A 17963-nucleotide genomic window follows, 5' to 3' on the forward strand; every position below is an offset into this window, starting at 1 on the left:
TATTGCCACCGACCGGCGCTTGCTGGATGATGGTCAGCTCTCCTGCGCGGCGCGCAGCCGGTAACGACCGGGCTGTTGCCAGCGGAGGCAGCTCTCAAAGAAATGAGCCAATTGGTCATCGGCGACGCCGCTCATTTAGAATTTTGCGTGAGGACCAACTCGCGGGCGCGTTCAGCCGCTTTGACCACAGCTTTAATCAGCGTCACCCGCAGTTTGCCTTCCTCCAATTCCAACAAGCCATCAATCGTACAGCCGGCAGGCGTCGTCACCATATCCTTCAGCAAAGCCGGGTGGGCTTTCGATTCCAATACCATGCGAGCCGCGCCCAGCATCGTTTGCGCAGCCAGCAGCGTCGAGACATCACGCGGAATGCCCAGTTTGACGCCGGCTTCAGCCAGTGATTCGATGACGACATACACGTAAGCCGGCCCGCTGGCCGACAAGCCGGTGACGCCATCCATCAATGTTTCATCAACCAAGACCGTCTCGCCGACCGAGCGAAATATCTCTTCAGCAACACGTAGGTGTTCCGCGCGCGCGTAGAGACCGGCGCACAGCGCCGTCATCCCGGCATTGAGCACACAGGGCGTGTTGGGCATCGCGCGCACAACTGGCACAGGATTTTCCATGCGTTGTTCAACAAAGGTCGTGGTCACCGATGCCGCCACCGTGATGATCAATTGCTGTGAGGTGACGACCTCGCCAATGTCGCGGGCGACCTTATCCATATTCTGCGGCTTGACGGCCAACAGAACAATATCACGATCTCGAACCAACTCGCGATTGTCCAGCGTTACGTGAATGCCCAGTCGCTGGCGCACCCGCTCAACCGATGACTCGTGTGCGACGCTGCCGGCAATATCCTCACGTCGCAGATCACCTTGCTTGAGCAAGCCTGTGACCAGCGCCTCACCCAGCTTACCAACGCCAACAACCGCCATTGTTTTTCCTCTCAACATATCCAAAGCTCCTCATCAGTGGGCAGAGGTCAACGAACAAGTATTCTGCTTAGCTCCTGGCTTCCGCTTCTTCCTGTCCATGCTCTGCCGTTCACATTCCACTTAAAAATGCATCCCAGCGATACGCCGGCGGCTGCGAATTGGATCGCAGCGCCCGCGCAATCACCAGATCAGCCATCGCATTGACCACCCACTGAAAGTAAACCGGCTGCAACGAGGTGATGTCAAAATCCGGCGCCGAATTCATGAAATCAATCGCATAAGGCACGCCGTCACGAATCGCAAATTCGACTGTATTCATGTCGTAGCCCAGCGCCCGATTGAGCTTGATTGCATCGCTGATGACCCGCTCTTGCAACGCCGGATCGAGCGGCGGATCGTCAGGGCGGTATCGCTCAAAGTGTGGCCGGCGCGGGTCCCACATCGTCACTAGGACGTTTTCTTGGCCAATACAGATGCAGCGCACATAGTGCTGCCAATCAATCATCTCTTGCACCATCATCGTGAGTGTGCCGGTCTGGTTGTAGCAGGCAATCAGCGCCTCAAGCGAATCTACGCGGTAAATATGTTTCCACCCACCACCCCAGTGCGGCTTGAGAATCGCCGGCAATCCGGTATAGGCAACAATGGCCTCCCAGTCTAATGGAAAGATCAAATTGCTCAGGCTCTCAGCCGTCGTATCCGGCGAGTAGTCCTTCGACGGCAACACCACCGTTTTGGGACAGGCAATACCCAATTTCACGGCTAAGGCGGTGCCGAAGAATTTATCATCAGCAATTCGCCAAAACGGATTGTTGATGACGACAGTGCCAGACAGGACAGCGTTCTTCAAATAAGGTTGATAGCAGGTCACATCGTGCGAGATGCGATCCACAATCACATCGTAAGGACATGGCTCGGCCATCCGGGCGCCACCAAGCTTGACGTATTCAGCAACTACACCGGCGTTGCGGGCATTCACCTCGCGGATAAGCGCGTCAGGAAATGAGCGCTCGCGTCCGACCAGTAATCCAACTCTTCGGACTGCGGATTGAGCGTGCCGCTCATTGACCATCACTCCGATTCCTCCACAAACAATTTCATGAAGTCCTCCAAAGGAGCCGGCGCGACTTGAGCCGTCCTGAGATTTTCCTGAACATGCGCCACGCGGCTCATGCCAACCAGCGCCGTTGTTACACCCGGCGTTGAGCGAACGAATTGAATCGCCCGCTGCGCATCCGTCTCCAATGAGGGCAGCGCCCGCTGAAGGTCAGCCGGCAACTGGCGCGTCAACCGTCCTTGCAAAATCGAAGCGCTGGCCATGACGATCATCCCATGCCGAGCCGCCAATTCCAATGTTGAACAGAAGTCGCCATTGCACGGCTGATTGCGCCAGCCAAATGCCTCCGTCATGCCCAAATTGTACGGCAATTGAATGACGCGAAAGTGATGGTCAACGCCGGCCACATCGCGGGCAATTTTCAATAATTGATCGAGCGAGAGAAAATCCGGCGCTGTCGGCGGCTGGCGATACCCATTCCACGTAGCTGTGCCATACAAGCGGATTTTTCCTTCGTTGACACATTGTTCTAGCAACTCGAACGCAGCACGCATGCGAGTGTGAAATTCATCGCGCGAGACGTCGCCAAGCTGCTGTTCAGGGTTGTGCAGATAATAAATGTCAATGCACGCAAGCCCCAGATTGCGCCGGCTCGCTTCGAGCTGATGTTGCAAGTAGGCCGGCGCCAAACAATGCCAGCCGCCGCCGGCTAAATCGCTCGGCGTGATGATCCCCGTGTCAAAAAAGGTCTCTTGAAAATAGCGTCGCAGGTCGGGCGGCGGCGCGCCGTCAAACGGAATGTACCCGCCCTTCGTCGAGATGATGAGCTCGTCTCGTTTTGCCTGCCCTTGACTAAACAATGTTCGCAGTGCTTGACCGATCGCGCGCTCGCTGCGTTGGAACCGGTAATTGATCGCCGAGTCAATCACGTTACAACCTAACTGCACAGCGTGCACAACCGCGTCATGATAGCGCGCATCCGTAGCTTCATCCGCCTCGCCAAGATACGTCCCCAGACCAATGGATGAAAGCCACAGCCCACGCTGACGACGAAAGTGGCCATCGGCAACAAGCCCATCGAACCGCGCCCGATAGCGGGCTGTGCCGACTTCTGTCGCATATAATTCGGTCATAGATCCTCCGAAACATGCAGGCACAGCTTCACTGATGAACAGAGTTTCACCCAGATTTTCAATCCGTCAATCAGTGAATCTATGCTTATTCTGCATCATTTCTCCCGCGTCGTCACAGACAAGATGAACAACTCCTCCCTGTCGCAAAGACGATTTATTGTAGCAGACGCGGCCACATTCGTCGTGAATTGGACAGCCTGTGACCACTCAAGGCCGCTGTTGCTTGATTGTTGAACCGGCCCGACGCGCTTCCGCAGACGGCCGGACCAACGCTTGCTTGATACCGCGCACCGCCTGACGGATGCGCTGTTCGTTCTCGATCAACGCGAACCGCACGTAGGCGTCGCCATAGGCGCCAAAGCCGATGCCAGGCGAGACGGCCACCTTCGCTTCGCGTAAAAGGAATTTGGCAAATTCTAATGATCCCATATCGGCGAACGCCGGCGGAATCTTGCCCCAGGCAAACATGGTGGCGCGCGGCTTGGCAATCGGCCAGCCGATGCGCTCGAGGCCTTCAACTAGCACATCGCGACGACGCTGATACATGGCGCAAATCTCCTGAACAACCTGTTGCGGCCCGTTCAACGCATGTATCGCCGCAATCTGAATCGGTTGAAAGAGGCCATAATCCAGATAGCTCTTGATCCGCGCCAAGGCAGCGATCATCTCTCGGTTGCCGACGCAAAATCCAACACGCCAGCCGGGCATATTGTAGCTTTTAGAGAGCGAAAAGAACTCCACGCCGATGTGCCGCGCTTCGGGAATCTGCATCATGCTTGGCGCGCGATAGCCATCGAAGCATAAGTCGGCATACGCCAGATCGTGAATCACCAGCAACTCATACTGCTTGGCAAAATCCACCACGCGGCGGAAGAAATCGAGCTCAACCACCTCGGTTGTCGGATTATGAGGAAAATTGATAATGAGGAGCTTCGGTTTGGGCCACGTCTGCCGGTAGGCCTCTTCCAGATTGGCGAAGAAATCCACGCCCGGCAATAATGGCACGCTGCGCAAATCGCCACCAGCGATGACGACCGAATACTGATGAATCGGATACGTTGGGTCCGGACACAGCACAACATCACCTCGATCAATCATGGCCAGCACTAGGTGGGCGATGCCTTCCTTGGAACCAAGCGTCACAATCGCTTCGGTTTCAGGGTCCAACTCGACCTGAAACCGTCGGCGATACCAATCAGTAATGGCCAGCCGAAGTTTGTAAATGCCACGCGAGGCTGAGTACCGATGATTGCGTGGATTGGTGGCTGCCTTGATCAGTTTGTCCACAATCGGCGCTGGCGTTGGTTGATCAGGATTGCCCATGCTCAAGTCAATAATGTCTTCACCGGCATGCCGCGCCTGCATTTTCAGTTCATTCATCACAGCAAAAACATACGGGGGTAGCCGTTTTATACGATTGAATTCCATCACAGTCCTCTCTGCGTAACTCAATCAAAGAGCTTAGCGACAAATGAGGGATGGGTCGTCATATCGAATGGCGAGTGAAGATCACCGATTGCCGCTTACTCAGTTCCGGTCCCGCTATGCTTTTTGGTTCCATGAACGGGTCTTTTCCTCCGCAATCGGTATTAGCACACGCTGCCTGATTGAACCGAGACTGGCTCCGCCAGTGACTAGGCCGAACCAAGCATCTCTCGAATGACATCTACCATCCTGGCTCGCGGCACAGTGACCTGACCGAAGCGAGCCTTCAACCATTGGCTGCGGTCCGACGCTTCGTGCTGGCGACGCAGGCCTTCCATCAAATCCTTAATGGAGACCTCGTCACGCGCGAATTCATCAGGCCCGATGATGACCGCCACAGGAATCTTCTGCCGATCAGCATACTGCAATTGCTTGCGAATGCTGCGTTCCTCACCCAGATATAATTCGGCATTGAGACCGGCCAGCCGCAATTGGCGCGTGATTTGCTGATACTCAACCAAACGCGCTGGGTCAAAGACCGTCACCAGCACCTGCGCTGTCGAAGGCTTCAGCTCCAGCACGTTCAGTTTCAGCAGCGCGGCCAGCAAGCGGTCAACACCAATCGAGGCGCCGGTGGCCGGAATCGGTTCGCCGAGGAATCGCTGCACCAACCCATCATAGCGCCCGCCGCTGAATACGGCGCCGAACTCCGGAGCGTCCAGCAACTGCGTTTCAAAGATCGGCCCTGTGTAGTAATCAAGGCCTCGGGCAATCGTCACATCAAACACCACCTTGTCCGAGCCAATGCCAAGCGCCGACAGGTACTCATCAATCTGTCGTAATTCACCAATCCCTTGCCCGGCGTCAGGCACATGACGGAACAATTCACTCACTGCATCCAAGACCTGCGCGCGGTTTCCTGCCGGTAGTTGCAGAAATTCGTCAATGCGCGTGACCGCGTCCACATCCAACCCCAACCCAGGAATCACGTCACCCGACGCATCTTCGCGGCCCGTCGTCAATTCTTCCCATACGCCTTGACGGCCAATCCGATCCAGCTTGTCCAACACGCGAAACAGTTGCGTAGCCCGCTCCGGTTCGATGCCAGCAAATGTGAGCAGCGCGTTGAGGATTTTCCGATTGCTGCACCGCACGCGGAAACGGTTGATGCCGAGAGCTTCCATCGTGTCGCATATTCCTACGAGAATCTCGGCGTCCGCAGCCATGGACGGCGATCCAACCGTGTCGAGGTCAAACTGAATGAACTCGCGGAAGCGGCCCGGATCGGGCTTGTCAAACCGCCACACCGGCCCAACCTGATAGCGACGGAATGGCCGAGGCAGGTCCCGGTATTGAGCTACGACGCGCGCCAGCGGCACTGTCAGATCAAACCGCATGGCCACATCATTATCTTCCAGATCAGTGAATCGGAAAATCTGCTTGCTGCCTTCGCCGTAGTGCCCCAGCAGCGTCTCAGTGTACTCCAGCGCCGGCGTCTCCAGCGGCACGAAGCCATAGCGCTCGTACACCTGTCGAATCGTCGTTATCATCTTCTGTCGAGCAATCACCTGCTCCGGCAAATAATCGCGAAAACCCCGCAGTAACCGAGGTTCGACTAACCTTGCTCGTTGCGTGCTCATAGGGCAGCCATCATAGCACAGCCGTGAGAGAGCCTAAAAGGACCGCGCCTTCTTTACCAATGTTTTTGCTGCTTGATGATGATTGAACCAAACGACTTCACCGCTGCGTGGTGCTATTGGCTCGCCATGAAGGTGTGGATGGTGCGCCATCAGACTCACTCGGCGCAGCGGCTGCAATAGCGTCACAGGTAGACTCAGTATCTACTGCCGATTCAACAATCGAATAGTCCCGCTCGCGGCGATAAGTCGCAGCAATCATCTCTCCTAGTAATCCGAAGAAGACAAATTGCACTCCAATAATCAGCAGCAACGTGCCTAGCAGCAGCAGCGGACGATCACTCAGCCATTTCCTGAACAACAACCGCTCCAGAGCCAAATAGCCGTTAATCAACAACCCAACGGAGGCCGTCACAAGACCAACGATGCCGAAGAAATGAAGCGGCCGATTTGTATAGCGGGTCAGCAAAATCACCGTCAGTAACGAAAAGAAGCCACCGAAGAACCGGTCCCATCCGAACTTTGAACGACCATAGCGGCGCGGCGCATGCTCAACCTTGACTTCGCCATTGCGGAAGCCGCGATAGCTGGCCAAAACCGGTATATAGCGGTGCTGCTCGCCATAAACGCGCAATTCGTCCAATACCGCCCGCCGATATGCCTTGAAGCCACAATTGAAATCATGCAATCGCACGCCGGTCATGAATGCTGTCGTCAGGTTATAGATTTTCGAGGCCAAGCGCTTGGACCACGGATCATGACGCTGATAACGCCAGCCGGAAACTAAATCATAGCCCTCTTCCAATCGCGCTAAGAGCTTTGGAATCTCTTCCGGCAGGTCCTGCAAATCCGCATCCAGCGTAATGACGATCTCGTAACGCGCTACTGCGAATCCAGCAGCCAGCGCCGCCGATTTACCGAAATTCCGCCGAAACCGTATCAACCGAACACCGGGATGCTCACGACGGATGTTTTGTAGGACTTGATATGAGCGGTCACGACTGCCGTCATCCACGTAAATGCATTCGTAGCCGGAGCTAACTTGCTCCAAGATCGAACGAAGCCGCCGATGCAACTCTTCGAGGCTTTCTTGCTCGTTATAGACAGGGATAACAGTCGAAACGCTCGGCTTTTTCATCAGGCCCGGATTATATCACACTCAACTTGACAGGCCTATAAAATAATGATTGACTGCCTCACGGCTCAATGATAAAATCCCAGCCGTCCCATACGGTTGAAGTTGTTTTATAAGAACCTGCGTGGGGCCGTTGTCTTTGAGGTTGTGCACAAAGCTCGTCGGCGTTTTTGCTCAGCCGGGGAGAAATGGATTTGAGGTTGTAACGATGCAAAACAAGCAATCCTGCAAGATTTCAGGAGGGTTGGATTGCTGGTTTATCTTTTGATTGAGTTTGATCCGGATCAAATTTCACTCGTAGACTAAGGAGGAACGTTATGCGCAAATCAACACTCCTGCTCAGTGTCCTAGCCGTCCTGGCCCTGTGTATGTTGGCAGCGAACTTTCCGATGCCGGTGTCGGCTCAGCGCGGCGCGCCGCCAGCGCCCAATAATGCGTGTCCTGGCATTGCCGTTGGAAATGCCATTGGAACGGTGTCGCGGACGCGGTTCAATACCACAGGAGCGACGCGAGCAACAAATGATCCTTGCATTTCTTGCTGCTTCTTCGGCGTGGGTCAGAATGACAAGAGCATTTGGTATTCTACAACCCCCCCTGCAAACGCCGTCGTTCGGGTGAGCACACAGGGGAGTGATTATGACACAGTGGTGGCAGTGTATCGTCGCACTGGTAACACCTGCCCAACAGGCGGTCCTAACACAAGTGCCTGCACGAACGCTGCTGGCGTCACAGAAGTCGTTTGCAACGATGACTCTGGCGGCACGCTTCAGTCAGATGTGGCGTTCGTCGCCAATGGCACTTCCACCTACTTCATTGAAGTGGCCGAGTGCACCGGCACGGCCAATGGGTTTGGTGGGACGGCCGTTGTGAACATCTCTATCAATCCGCGGTAAGACGGTTCAATCGCCTCCTTCACGAAGGCGAAGGGAAACCAAATTCTTAAGAATCATCGCAGGGGCCTCTTGCAACCCTGCGATGATTTTTGGTCTTACCCAGCATCCACAAGAAAATTGAACAACCAGGCTGTTGGCATCAAGCCGATTCCCTTTGATCAAGCAGTTGCTTTTCATCAAATCGTTGCACAGTAAAGCGAAAGTACTTAACCGGGGCGCCTTCGGGAATCTTGGCTTTTCTCATGGCGATGGTTACCTGCTGTTGCGCTGTCTCAATTCCCTTTAACCGAGGAAGGAGTAGTCCCCTGCGCCCACCTTCACCTTCAACCACCACGCCATACACAGCCGGGTCGAGTTGACCTATATCGGAAACTGGCTCCAGCTCAGAGAGTATGTCAACTGAATAAACCAAATCGGCGAGCTCCTGCGATTGTATCGGAGCAAATCGTGGGTCTTGCGTAGCGGCTGCAATGGCATTGTGAATGGTTTCTTCAGCGATATTGTCTTGTTCAGGAGCAATTGTTCCGATACATCCTCTGAGCTCACCGTTGCGCGTCTTGATAGAAACAAACACGCCGGCGCGCTCGGCCAGTTGGCCAACGACTGGAGATGGCGGGCTGACGACTCGTCGCTCCTTGACATAAAGTTCAACCGCCCGGCGGGCCAATTCGACAATGCTTATCGGCTCAGCTTGCTGACTCAATTGGATTCCTCCGTTTTCGACCAGTCGGCTAACACAGCCGTCAAATAACCAACACCAAACGGATACTCGTAGGAATAAACCTGCGGCTGATGAAATCGCTGCCCCAACGCGCCGAGCGCCACCAATAAGGATTGGTAAGTATCTTCACCGGCCACATGACGCAATTCGGCTGATATATTCATAACATCCGTGACCGACCCTGCAGCGATGGCGGCCACCAGTTGCTCATCGTAGAGATGCGCATCGGGATGATATTCATACGGCGCATCAGGCGTGAGTCGGTGGCTCATGTCGCCGCTGGCAATAATGGCGAGCCGCCTGTTCATCTGAGCAGCAGCCTCGGCCAAACACGAACCAAACCCTAGATGATCGGGTTTAAGATCATACGACAATCCCAACACGATAACCGATGCTGCCCAACCCGCCTGCTCAAGATAGTACAACGGGACTAATGCACCGTGATCGAGTTGCCGCCCAGCCGGAATCATCCAGAGAGGTATACCGGCGGTTTCGCACAGTGCCGCAATTCGCGAAAGTAACGTCAGATCATTGGGCACATCCAGACTCACCTTGGGAAAACCGAATGGGGCAAAGCCTCCTCTCAATCTGGGACCACTGTATGCCGTGAATCCTCTTTGATCACGAGGCGCATGCGGGCTGATGATCGCAACCACATCAGGCGCCGCCGCCATCAGGCGTTGCATGACGCGCCGGAGCCCTTCGACGGTTTTCGCCACCTGGCTGAGCCGCTCACCGCCAATCTCAGGAATGATGACCGGTGGATGAGGCGAGAGACCAACAAATACGACGGCTTGTTCCATGACATGCCTCCTCTACATGCTGGAGTTGACCGGCGCTCCGTTGTGAGCTTCTGGGCCGCACTCGGCAACGAACGAGCCGATGAGCGGATGCCCATCAACAATGACCAGCTATGCCGCTTGGGCTAATTCCGACAAGCCAATCAACTCAGCCTGACTGATCTCTCGACCCGTTTGCAGATTCGGGTCACGGCTATCAATCAAAAAGAACGAAGGGGAGCTAATCCGCTGTTGGACCCATTGAAGATCAAGCACAGCCGGCACGTAGACAAGCAGGGCGGGATTGGCCAGCTTGCTCCGCCGGACTGCGCCCGGATGATCCCAAACGGCGACATAGGTCTTGCCGGCAACATCTATTGTCAAAACCTCTCCATTAGCCTTTCGCAAAATGTAATAAGTACTCATGTGCCTATCAGTCGAAGTTGCCTAAACCGCTCGCCGGTCGCTTGTCTTGATGTTGACAAGCAACCGGCAAACGGCGATTACTGACGCGGTTTCAACACAACGTACCGCGAAACGGTCGAACGGGGATCATAAACCAAAACCAACACATTTTTATTGCCAGCTTGCGCTGCCGCAGCTTGGAAATCAGCGACGCTGCGAATCGGCCGGCGGTTGATTTCCTGAATAATGTGGCCTCGCACGATCTCTTCATCCGCCGCACTGCTTTCAGGGTCAACGTCCGTTACAACCACACCGTTGACGCTGGCTGGCAGATTCAATTGTCGGCGCAGCGTCGGTGTCAACTCTTCGACCCGGATGCCGCTGAGCGCATTCTCGCGGTTCAGGTCTTGACCGGTCCGCGCTTGTTGTTGACCCGGACGTGTCCCGACTTTGACGGTGACAGTCCGCTCACTGCCATCTCTGAGCAGCTTAATCTTGACGCTGGTGCCAGGAGCCGTTTCGGCCACCATGTTGCGCAACGAGTTGGCGTCCTCGACGGGACGACCGTTGTACTCAACAATGACGTCGCCATTCTGGATGCCACTCTGGGCAGCCGGCGTGCCCTCGGTGACACTGGCCACCAACGCTCCCTTGGGACTCTTCAACCCAAACTGCTCAGCGATGGCCGGCGTCACGTCTTGAGGCAATAACCCTAGGTAACCGCGAACTACGCTGCCCGTTCGCAAGAGCTGGTCCATAATGTCACGCGCCATGTGAATCGGGATGGCAAAACCGATGCCGATATTGCCCTGCGCAAATCCGCTGGTCTTAATCGCCGTGTTGATACCGATCAATTGTCCACGCATATTTACCAGCGCGCCGCCGGAGTTGCCGGGATTGATCGCTGCATCCGTCTGAATGAAGTCGCCATAATCAGCAATATTCAGGTTGCCACGACCTGTCGCGCTGATAATGCCGAATGTAACCGTATGGCCAAGGCCAAAGGGATTGCCGACCGCCAATACAAACTCGCCGACCTGCAAATTTCGCGAATCTCCCAACGGCATCGCTGGTAAATCCTTGGCATCAATTTTGATCACAGCCACATCGGTAGGCGCATCGGTGCCGATGATCTTAGCAGTCATCTCACGCTTGTCGGCAAGGGTTACTTTGACTTCGCTGGCGCCCTCGACAACGTGGTTATTCGTTAAGATGTAGCCATCTGGGCTAATAATAACACCGGAGCCAAGCCCAGCTTCTCGTCGTTGGCGTGGCTGAAATGGTTCAAAATCGTCGCCAAAAAAACGCCGGAAGAATGGATCATCCATGAACGGATGGATCGGTTGTCCTCTGACCACCTTTGTCAAAGAGATGCTGACAACGCTCTGGCGCACGGCGCGAGCCAGCGGCGCCAGTCCCTCTTCAAGCGAAAGGTTACCAACTAAGCCAGGCGTGTTGGTCGCCACATAAATGGGCACTTTTTGCTCGTCCTTTTGATGGAACGGATTCCATGATGTATAAGCTGTCATCACTGTGCCGGCCAAAATCCCCACGGCCAACATCACCGCGCCGCCAAGGGCTATCGCCCACCGACGCGAACGAAAACCAATTGATCCCATAGTGTCACCTCCAATGCAACCCAGAGCAGCCGCGCCCAAGCTGACCGCCCAGTCAGATGATCAGATTTCCCTACTAACTACTAACGGCTGCCGTCTTCGCCTCAGGCTTGAAGACGAGTTTTCCGTCCTCAGCATCTACCACGACTGTCGAATGGTCCTGAATCTGACCTTGCAAAATCAACCGAGCAAGCGGCGTCTCGATTTCTCGTTGGATCGCTCGCTTGAGCGGCCGGGCGCCGTAAACCGGGTCATAGCCAACCCGCGCGACATGCGCTTTGGCCGCATCCGTCAAGACTAACTCAATGTGTCGTTCATTCAGTCGCAACTGCAACCGCTGTAGTTGAATCTCGACAATCTGCTTCAAATGCACTTCGCTCAGCGCATGAAACACAACGATCTCGTCAACACGATTGAGGAACTCCGGTCGAAAATAATGACGCAATTCACCGAGCACGGTTTCCTTCATCCGCTGATAACTGGCTTCATCAACGCCGCCACGATACTCCAAAATCAGGTGGCTACCGATGTTGGACGTCATGATAATGATCGTGTTCTTGAAATCAACTGTCCGACCGTGACTGTCAGTGAGCCGACCGTCGTCTAAAATCTGCAACAGGATATTGAACACGTCCGCATGAGCCTTTTCGATTTCGTCAAACAAAATGACCGAATATGGCTTTCGCCGTACAGCTTCCGTCAACTGCCCGCCCTCCTCGTAACCGACATAACCGGGCGGCGCGCCGATGAGCCGAGCGACCGTGTGCTTCTCCATATACTCAGACATGTCAAGCCGAACCATCGCCCGCTCGTCGTCAAACAGCGCCTCGGCCAGGGCGCGGCCTAACTCGGTTTTGCCAACGCCGGTCGGCCCAAGAAATATGAAACTGCCAATCGGACGATTCGGGTCTTTCAATCCAGACCGTGCACGCAAGACGGCCTCCGCTACCGCCTGAACGGCTTCGTCCTGCCCGACGACCCGCCGGTGTAATTGCTCATCCAAGTGCAACAGCTTTTGTAATTCACCTTCCAGTAATTTACTGACCGGCACGCCCGTCCACCGACTGACCACCTGCGCAATGTCTTCCTCGTCCACTTCCTCTTTAATCAATCGCGCGCGGCCACGCTGACGAGCCAGTTCATCCAGTTGCTGCTGAACACGCTTCATTTGATTTGTCAACTCAACCAGCTTGCCATACTTCAACTCAGCCGCTCGACTCAAATCATACTCTCGCTCTGCCTGCTCAATTAAAATCTTTGTCTCTTCAATCTGCTGCTGGGTCTCCCGCAGTTGCGCGATGATCTTTTTCTCCTCTTCCCATTGGGCCTTGATGTCGTCGGCTTGCAGGCGAAGCTCGGCCAGTTCCTCTTCCAACTTGCGCAGCCGCTCACGCGACACCTCGTCAGTTTCCTTCCGCAATCCCTGACGCTCGATTTCCAATTGCATGATGCGCCGCGTCGCTTCATCCAGTTCAAGCGGCATTGAATCAATCTCGGTGCGCAACCGCGCCGCCGCCTCATCAACTAAATCAATGGCCTTGTCCGGCAAGAAACGGTCGGTGATGTACCGATGACTTAACACCGCTGCCGCCACCAACGCGGCATCTTTGATGCGAACGCCATGATGCACTTCGTACCGTTCGCGCAAGCCGCGCAGAATCGAAATCGTGTCCTCGACCGAAGGCTCATCAACCAAGATCGGTTGGAACCGGCGCTCCAACGCTTTGTCTTTTTCGATATACTTCCGGTACTCATCCAACGTGGTCGCGCCGATGCAATGCAATTCGCCCCGCGCCAGCATCGGCTTGAGCAGATTACTGGCGTCGGTGTTAGAACCCTCGGCGCGGCCTGCCCCGACCACTGTGTGTAGCTCGTCAATGAACAGGATAATGTCGCCTTGCGACTCTTGAATCTCTTTGAGCACGGCTTTCAACCGCTCTTCAAACTCGCCTCGATATTTGGCGCCGGCAATGAGCGCCCCCATATCAAGGGCTACCACGCGCCGATTCTTCAAGCCTTCAGGCACATCACCGCGAATGATGCGCTGCGCCAGCCCTTCAACAATCGCCGTTTTCCCGACACCCGGATCGCCAATCAAGACCGGGTTGTTCTTAGTTCGCCGAGACAGAACCTGAATGACCCGACGAATTTCCTCATCACGACCGATCACCGGATCAACTTTGCCCTGCGCAGCTAACCTAGTCAGGTCGCGTCCATAACGCTCAAGGGCTTGATACGTGGCTTCCGGCGTGGGACTGGTCACACGCTGGGAACCGCGAACCTCGCGCAACACATTCATCAGCTTGTCCCGCGTCAATCCCAATTCCAGCAAAATCCTTCCAGCCGTCCCTTTCCGCCCCTCTTCAAGAATCCTCAACAGCACATGCTCAATGCTGACGTACTCATCATTGAGCCGCTTGGCTTCATCCTCAGCCTCGGCCATCATGCGATTTAGCCGCGATGTGATATAAATTTGCTCCGGTCCAGCAGCAGGCCCGCTGACCTTAGGTAACCGAGCTAATGCTTGCTCCAACGCCTGGCTCACAACCGCCGGCCTGATGCCTGTCCTCTCCAAGAGGATTGAGGCCAGCCCTCCCTCCTGCTGAAGTAAAGCCAGTAATAAATGTTCAACGTCAATCTGCTGGTGGCTGTAACGAGCTGCAATGGCTTGCGCCCTGCCAAACGCCTCCTGAAGTTTCTCTGTAAACCGATTGATGTCCATACTTGTCTGCTCGTTGGTCAATGAGCCATCGCCGAAGACGAATGGCGCATCGCTAAATGATTATCTTTGTGCCCAACCATTGCGCGGGTTGAAACGCGACTCCTTGGCGAGTTGTTCAAACAATTTCTTTTCAGCAGGGCTCACCTGGGTCGGGACGACGATTTTCAGCCGAACGTATTGGTCACCCCGACCACCACCGCGCCGCATCAAGCCCTGACCACGAAGCCGTAGCTTTTGCCCATTTTGAGAATTCGGGGGAATCTTCACATCGGCAAAGCCGTCCAACGTAGGAACGACAACAGTCGCTCCGAGGACGGCTTCCCATGGAGTAATGGGAATCTCCACCGTCACATCATCGCCAGAAACCTGGAACACAGAATGGGGCTGCAACTTCACACGCAAATAAACGTCTCCAGGCCGCCCACCACCGTGAGCCTGTCCCGCCAACCGGATCAATGAACCCTCTCTCACCCCCGCAGGAATCTTCACATCCAAAGCCCTGCCATCGGCCAGTACAACACGCCGTGAGCCGCCCCGATGGGCTTCTTCAATGGTCAGCGGTAATTCCATTTCGGTATCGGCTCTGGGCATACCCCACGAACTAGGTCCCGCCTTCGCCTGCGTCCGTCCACCCCGCCAGGCATCGCCAAACAGCATCTCAAAAAAATCACTGAAACCACTTGGTGACCCACCACCGAAGCCGAAATCACCAAAATTAATGCGGATATTTTCCCACCCAGGAGGCGGCGTAAAATCAGCGCCTCCCTTCCAGTTGGTGCCGAGGCGGTCGTACATCTGTCGCTTTTGCGGATCACTCAGGACCTCGTAAGCTTCGTTGATCTCTTTGAACTTCTCTTCTGCCGCCTTGTCTCCCGGATTGACGTCCGGGTGATACTTGCGAGCCAGTTTACGAAACGCCGCTTTAATCTGATCCTGCGTCGCCGAGCGACTGACTCCCAAAATCTCGTAATAATCTTTGTACTTAACGGCCATGTTCCTTTCACCGGCGCTCGCTCACGGGAGCCGCCGCTGGCCATTTTTGCCAGCAACCAGCGCCCGCAGCAAGCGACCGCGGTTCATCCTCGCCAATTTAATACTTGCATGAGTTCCGCCCGAGCAAAATTTTCTTCACGACGGGCCCGGCTCAACTCAGCAATAGCTTTTTGGTACGCCTCCTTCAACCTCTCAGGGGGTCGAGGCCCAGCTTCGCGCAATTGCGTGTTCAGGTCGCGAACCCGCTCTAGCGCGATATGAACTCGCTCGCGATCCGCCAGCAACCGCGACATCAACCGACCGAGCATCTCCTGGCGCGTTTCTCGCCGTGGCGGCGCTTCAGGTACTTCAGTGACTTCCTCTTCATCCTCCTCATCCCCGTTTCCATACTCGTCATACGACGAGCGCATTGGCCGTTGCTCTACCTCTCTTGATGTCTCCACCCGATCTCTGGCAACCGATGCGACTGGTTCTACTTCGACCTGCTCACGAGCAGCAGCCATTTGATCTACTTCATGAGCATCAAGATTGGTCAACACTTCTTCTTCCGAAAACTCTTCCTCCAAAGACTCCAGCTCCTCAAGAGCCAGTTCATCTTCAAGCTCAACGACACTTTCATCTATGGCATCTTGAGCCATCTCTTTCACTTCGTTATCTCGATCCGCTTTTGTACGCTTCCGTGGCATATCAATGACTCCCTACAAAATAACATCTTTGTTACTTGGCGCTCCCTTGTGACCTTGCGCCAGTGCGTGTACTACCCCAGGACGAATTCTGCTCTAACCACCGTTGAAGCTCAGGCACCTCAGGCTGAATTCGTCCATCAACCAATTCTCTGAGAGCCTGGTTCACCGCCCATGCAATGCCCTGACTCTCACTGTGTTTAATGTATTGGTTTGCTCGCTTGGCTACAAGCGCACAAACCAAGTAACGGCTTCCGACCTTTCCTAATGCTTCCTCAACAAATTTCTTTCTCGACCCGCTCATATTAGTCCCCCAAGAATTGTTATCTTATTAGTCCACGACAAGAATAAAATATGAGTCAAATTTTGTCAACGTAGTCTTATTTTTCGCCAAAAACCAAACGACAAACTAAAACGATTTCAAGGGTTAGGAAGGGAGCTAGCTACCTGCTCAAGGCCCCTCAGAAACAGTCAAAACTTGACAAATGCGTACTCATATATTAGGATTGCGTCGGCTTGCTATTATAGCCCTTGTAGTATGGTGCTGAAGCAGCGAAGAAAACGAGGCTACACAATCAGCGCTGTCGCTGAAGCCTATGATATCCATCCCCAAACCCTGCGTCTGTATGAGCGTCAAGGCCTTCTCACTCCATCGCGCTCTCAAGGTAACACGCGCTACTATACGGAAGAAGACCTTGGACGGCTCGAGCTGATTCTTACGCTGACACGCGATTTAGGTGTGAATTTAGCCGGCGTCGAAGTCATCCTGAACATGCGTGAGAAGATGGATGCGATGCAGCGTGACTTTGAGCGGCTAATAGAATCCATCCGTCGCGAAGTGAGCGAGCAGTTTGCCCATCAGGTTGCTGAGCGGTTCCCTATCGTACCCGTTTCTCCGGCGGCAATCGTTCGACTCCAGACTGACTCGCCACTGGAGGACGGCGCCCATGCCTCGGACGGCATGACGCGTCGGAAAAAGAAATAACATATCGGAGGTGAAAGACTATTCCTAAGGAAGAAACCATTCCAGTTGAAGGGACTGTCGTGGAAGCGTTGCCCAACACGACGTTTCGTGTGAAGCTTGACGGAAATGGCCATGAAGTCTTGGCCCACTTGTCCGGCAAAATGAGAAAGAATTACATCCGCGTCCTGCCAGGGGACCGTGTGCGCGTGGAATTATCCCCCTATGACTTAACCCGGGGACGCGTTACCTATCGCTACAACAAGTGAGCTAATACCGAGAAGAAGGACTTTCCCCACACCGTCCAATGTTGGCAAGCGCGAAGTAGGGGCCTTTGGCCTGTTAGTGCCGTTCACCTTGCCGTGGTTCGTTTGGCGCGCCGGCAAGCGAACAACGCCGAGAAGAAGTTGAGGTGTCCAAGAGGGCCGAGCAAGCGGCTATGCGGTGGTGGTCTTCTCTCATTGAAATCTAAAGCTCGGCTTCAATCTCCACGACCTGACGAACAAGCGGCTACGCAGTGGTGGTTTGCTCTCATTAATAATTCTAAAAGTTGCGCCGGATCAATCGGCTCATCGTTTCCAATCGTCCATGCCAGTGCCCTCAAACGGCCAGTCGGCTAACAGGTGAAGCGAGTTCAATTGGTTGGAGAAGGCTGTGTGTGTAATGCCGCATTCAGGGCACTTCACGTCATCCCCTTTCTGCGGCTGAATGTAAGCCGGCTGCGTAGGAACAAAGTAGCTCGCTTTGAAGCTGACTTTGTCCTCCGGCCCGTAATAATCATAAATGTGGGTATTGCAATAGGTGCAAATCACGCGCTTCATAACTTTTCTTCTCCTGGTGCTGAGCGGCCTATTATAACGGA

The 17963-nt window shown here is 54.6% G+C and carries 17 protein-coding genes; 3 read left to right on the forward strand and 14 right to left on the reverse strand.

The annotated features are described in order from the left end of the window. Nucleotides 1-131: 131 nt before the first annotated feature. The 6 genes from proC to NZ823_03280 form a co-directional block, all read right to left on the reverse strand. Nucleotides 132-959, reverse strand: coding sequence for a pyrroline-5-carboxylate reductase (gene proC / locus NZ823_03255; protein ID MCS6804145.1), 828 nt, complete (start codon nt 957-959; stop codon nt 132-134). Nucleotides 960-1050: 91 nt separating this feature from the next. Then, nucleotides 1051-2013, reverse strand: a complete 963-nt coding sequence (locus NZ823_03260) for a hypothetical protein (protein ID MCS6804146.1) — start codon at nt 2011-2013, stop codon at nt 1051-1053. Continuing rightward, entirely contained in the window at nt 2013-3131 is a 1119-nt protein-coding gene (locus NZ823_03265; protein MCS6804147.1) for an aldo/keto reductase, read from the reverse strand. The genes NZ823_03260 and NZ823_03265 overlap by 1 nt, the downstream gene beginning before the upstream one ends. 207 nt (nt 3132-3338) lie before the next feature. Continuing rightward, nucleotides 3339-4562: an alanine transaminase gene (alaC, locus tag NZ823_03270; protein ID MCS6804148.1), complete on the reverse strand. Its 1224-nt coding sequence runs from the start codon at nt 4560-4562 to the stop codon at nt 3339-3341. Between the two features lie 203 nt (nt 4563-4765). Beyond that, nucleotides 4766-6196, reverse strand: coding sequence for a histidine--tRNA ligase (hisS, locus tag NZ823_03275; GenBank protein MCS6804149.1), 1431 nt, complete (start codon nt 6194-6196; stop codon nt 4766-4768). A 97-nt stretch (nt 6197-6293) separates the two neighbouring features. Continuing rightward, nucleotides 6294-7331, reverse strand: coding sequence for a glycosyltransferase family 2 protein (locus NZ823_03280; GenBank protein MCS6804150.1), 1038 nt, complete (start codon nt 7329-7331; stop codon nt 6294-6296). Between the two features lie 314 nt (nt 7332-7645). Between NZ823_03280 and NZ823_03285 the strand changes: the two genes are divergently transcribed. Beyond that, nucleotides 7646-8221: a hypothetical protein gene (locus tag NZ823_03285; protein ID MCS6804151.1), complete on the forward strand. Its 576-nt coding sequence runs from the start codon at nt 7646-7648 to the stop codon at nt 8219-8221. Nucleotides 8222-8360: 139 nt separating this feature from the next. Here NZ823_03285 and amrA read toward each other — a convergent pair whose 3' ends face one another. The 7 genes from amrA to NZ823_03320 form a co-directional block, all read right to left on the reverse strand. Further along, nucleotides 8361-8924 (reverse strand): AmmeMemoRadiSam system protein A, encoded by a 564-nt coding sequence (amrA, locus tag NZ823_03290; GenBank protein MCS6804152.1) that lies wholly within the window; start codon nt 8922-8924, stop codon nt 8361-8363. Continuing rightward, nucleotides 8921-9745, reverse strand: a complete 825-nt coding sequence (locus NZ823_03295; GenBank protein ID MCS6804153.1) for a hypothetical protein — start codon at nt 9743-9745, stop codon at nt 8921-8923. The genes amrA and NZ823_03295 overlap by 4 nt, the downstream gene beginning before the upstream one ends. A gap of 108 nt (nt 9746-9853) precedes the next feature. After that, nucleotides 9854-10105: a hypothetical protein gene (locus NZ823_03300; GenBank protein ID MCS6804154.1), complete on the reverse strand. Its 252-nt coding sequence runs from the start codon at nt 10103-10105 to the stop codon at nt 9854-9856. 119 nt (nt 10106-10224) lie between these two features. Beyond that, nucleotides 10225-11745 carry a DegQ family serine endoprotease gene (locus NZ823_03305; GenBank protein ID MCS6804155.1) on the reverse strand — a complete coding sequence of 507 codons (1521 nt, stop codon included), beginning with the start codon at nt 11743-11745 and terminating at the stop codon, nt 10225-10227. Nucleotides 11746-11818: 73 nt separating this feature from the next. Beyond that, a complete protein-coding gene (gene clpB, locus NZ823_03310) occupies nt 11819-14464 on the reverse strand; it encodes an ATP-dependent chaperone ClpB (GenBank protein ID MCS6804156.1) in 2646 nt (881 codons plus the stop codon). Nucleotides 14465-14524: 60 nt separating this feature from the next. Further along, nucleotides 14525-15457, reverse strand: a complete 933-nt coding sequence (locus NZ823_03315) for a DnaJ domain-containing protein (protein ID MCS6804157.1) — start codon at nt 15455-15457, stop codon at nt 14525-14527. A gap of 83 nt (nt 15458-15540) precedes the next feature. Next, nucleotides 15541-16143 (reverse strand): hypothetical protein, encoded by a 603-nt coding sequence (locus NZ823_03320; GenBank protein MCS6804158.1) that lies wholly within the window; start codon nt 16141-16143, stop codon nt 15541-15543. A 535-nt stretch (nt 16144-16678) separates the two neighbouring features. On the opposite strand from NZ823_03320, the gene NZ823_03325 reads away from it, so the two are divergent. Together NZ823_03325 and infA are read left to right on the forward strand one after the other, a co-directional pair. After that, nucleotides 16679-17125, forward strand: coding sequence for a helix-turn-helix transcriptional regulator (locus NZ823_03325; protein MCS6804159.1), 447 nt, complete (start codon nt 16679-16681; stop codon nt 17123-17125). Between the two features lie 20 nt (nt 17126-17145). Further along, nucleotides 17146-17370: a translation initiation factor IF-1 gene (infA, locus tag NZ823_03330; protein MCS6804160.1), complete on the forward strand. Its 225-nt coding sequence runs from the start codon at nt 17146-17148 to the stop codon at nt 17368-17370. 300 nt (nt 17371-17670) lie between these two features. Here infA and NZ823_03335 read toward each other — a convergent pair whose 3' ends face one another. Beyond that, nucleotides 17671-17922, reverse strand: coding sequence for a hypothetical protein (locus NZ823_03335; GenBank protein MCS6804161.1), 252 nt, complete (start codon nt 17920-17922; stop codon nt 17671-17673). Between the last annotated feature and the right edge of the window lie 41 nt (nt 17923-17963).

Source organism: Blastocatellia bacterium, assembly GCA_025054955.1.
Classification (GTDB): Bacteria; Acidobacteriota; Blastocatellia; order HR10; family J050; genus JANWZE01.

Bases quoted from the DNA above. Each gene is read 5' to 3' on its own strand.
- hisS (MCS6804149.1), bottom strand. From the start codon at position 6,196: ATGAGCACGCAACGAGCAAGGTTAGTCGAACCTCGGTTACTGCGGGGT.
- NZ823_03315 (MCS6804157.1), bottom strand. From the start codon at position 15,457: ATGGCCGTTAAGTACAAAGATTATTACGAGATTTTGGGAGTCAGTCGC.
- clpB (MCS6804156.1), bottom strand. From the start codon at position 14,464: ATGGACATCAATCGGTTTACAGAGAAACTTCAGGAGGCGTTTGGCAGG.
- NZ823_03285 (MCS6804151.1), top strand. From the start codon at position 7,646: ATGCGCAAATCAACACTCCTGCTCAGTGTCCTAGCCGTCCTGGCCCTG.
- NZ823_03295 (MCS6804153.1), bottom strand. From the start codon at position 9,745: ATGGAACAAGCCGTCGTATTTGTTGGTCTCTCGCCTCATCCACCGGTC.
- NZ823_03320 (MCS6804158.1), bottom strand. From the start codon at position 16,143: ATGCCACGGAAGCGTACAAAAGCGGATCGAGATAACGAAGTGAAAGAG.
- NZ823_03265 (MCS6804147.1), bottom strand. From the start codon at position 3,131: ATGACCGAATTATATGCGACAGAAGTCGGCACAGCCCGCTATCGGGCG.
- proC (MCS6804145.1), bottom strand. From the start codon at position 959: ATGTTGAGAGGAAAAACAATGGCGGTTGTTGGCGTTGGTAAGCTGGGT.
- NZ823_03305 (MCS6804155.1), bottom strand. From the start codon at position 11,745: ATGGGATCAATTGGTTTTCGTTCGCGTCGGTGGGCGATAGCCCTTGGC.
- NZ823_03260 (MCS6804146.1), bottom strand. From the start codon at position 2,013: ATGGTCAATGAGCGGCACGCTCAATCCGCAGTCCGAAGAGTTGGATTA.
- NZ823_03335 (MCS6804161.1), bottom strand. From the start codon at position 17,922: ATGAAGCGCGTGATTTGCACCTATTGCAATACCCACATTTATGATTAT.
- NZ823_03325 (MCS6804159.1), top strand. From the start codon at position 16,679: ATGGTGCTGAAGCAGCGAAGAAAACGAGGCTACACAATCAGCGCTGTC.
- NZ823_03280 (MCS6804150.1), bottom strand. From the start codon at position 7,331: ATGAAAAAGCCGAGCGTTTCGACTGTTATCCCTGTCTATAACGAGCAA.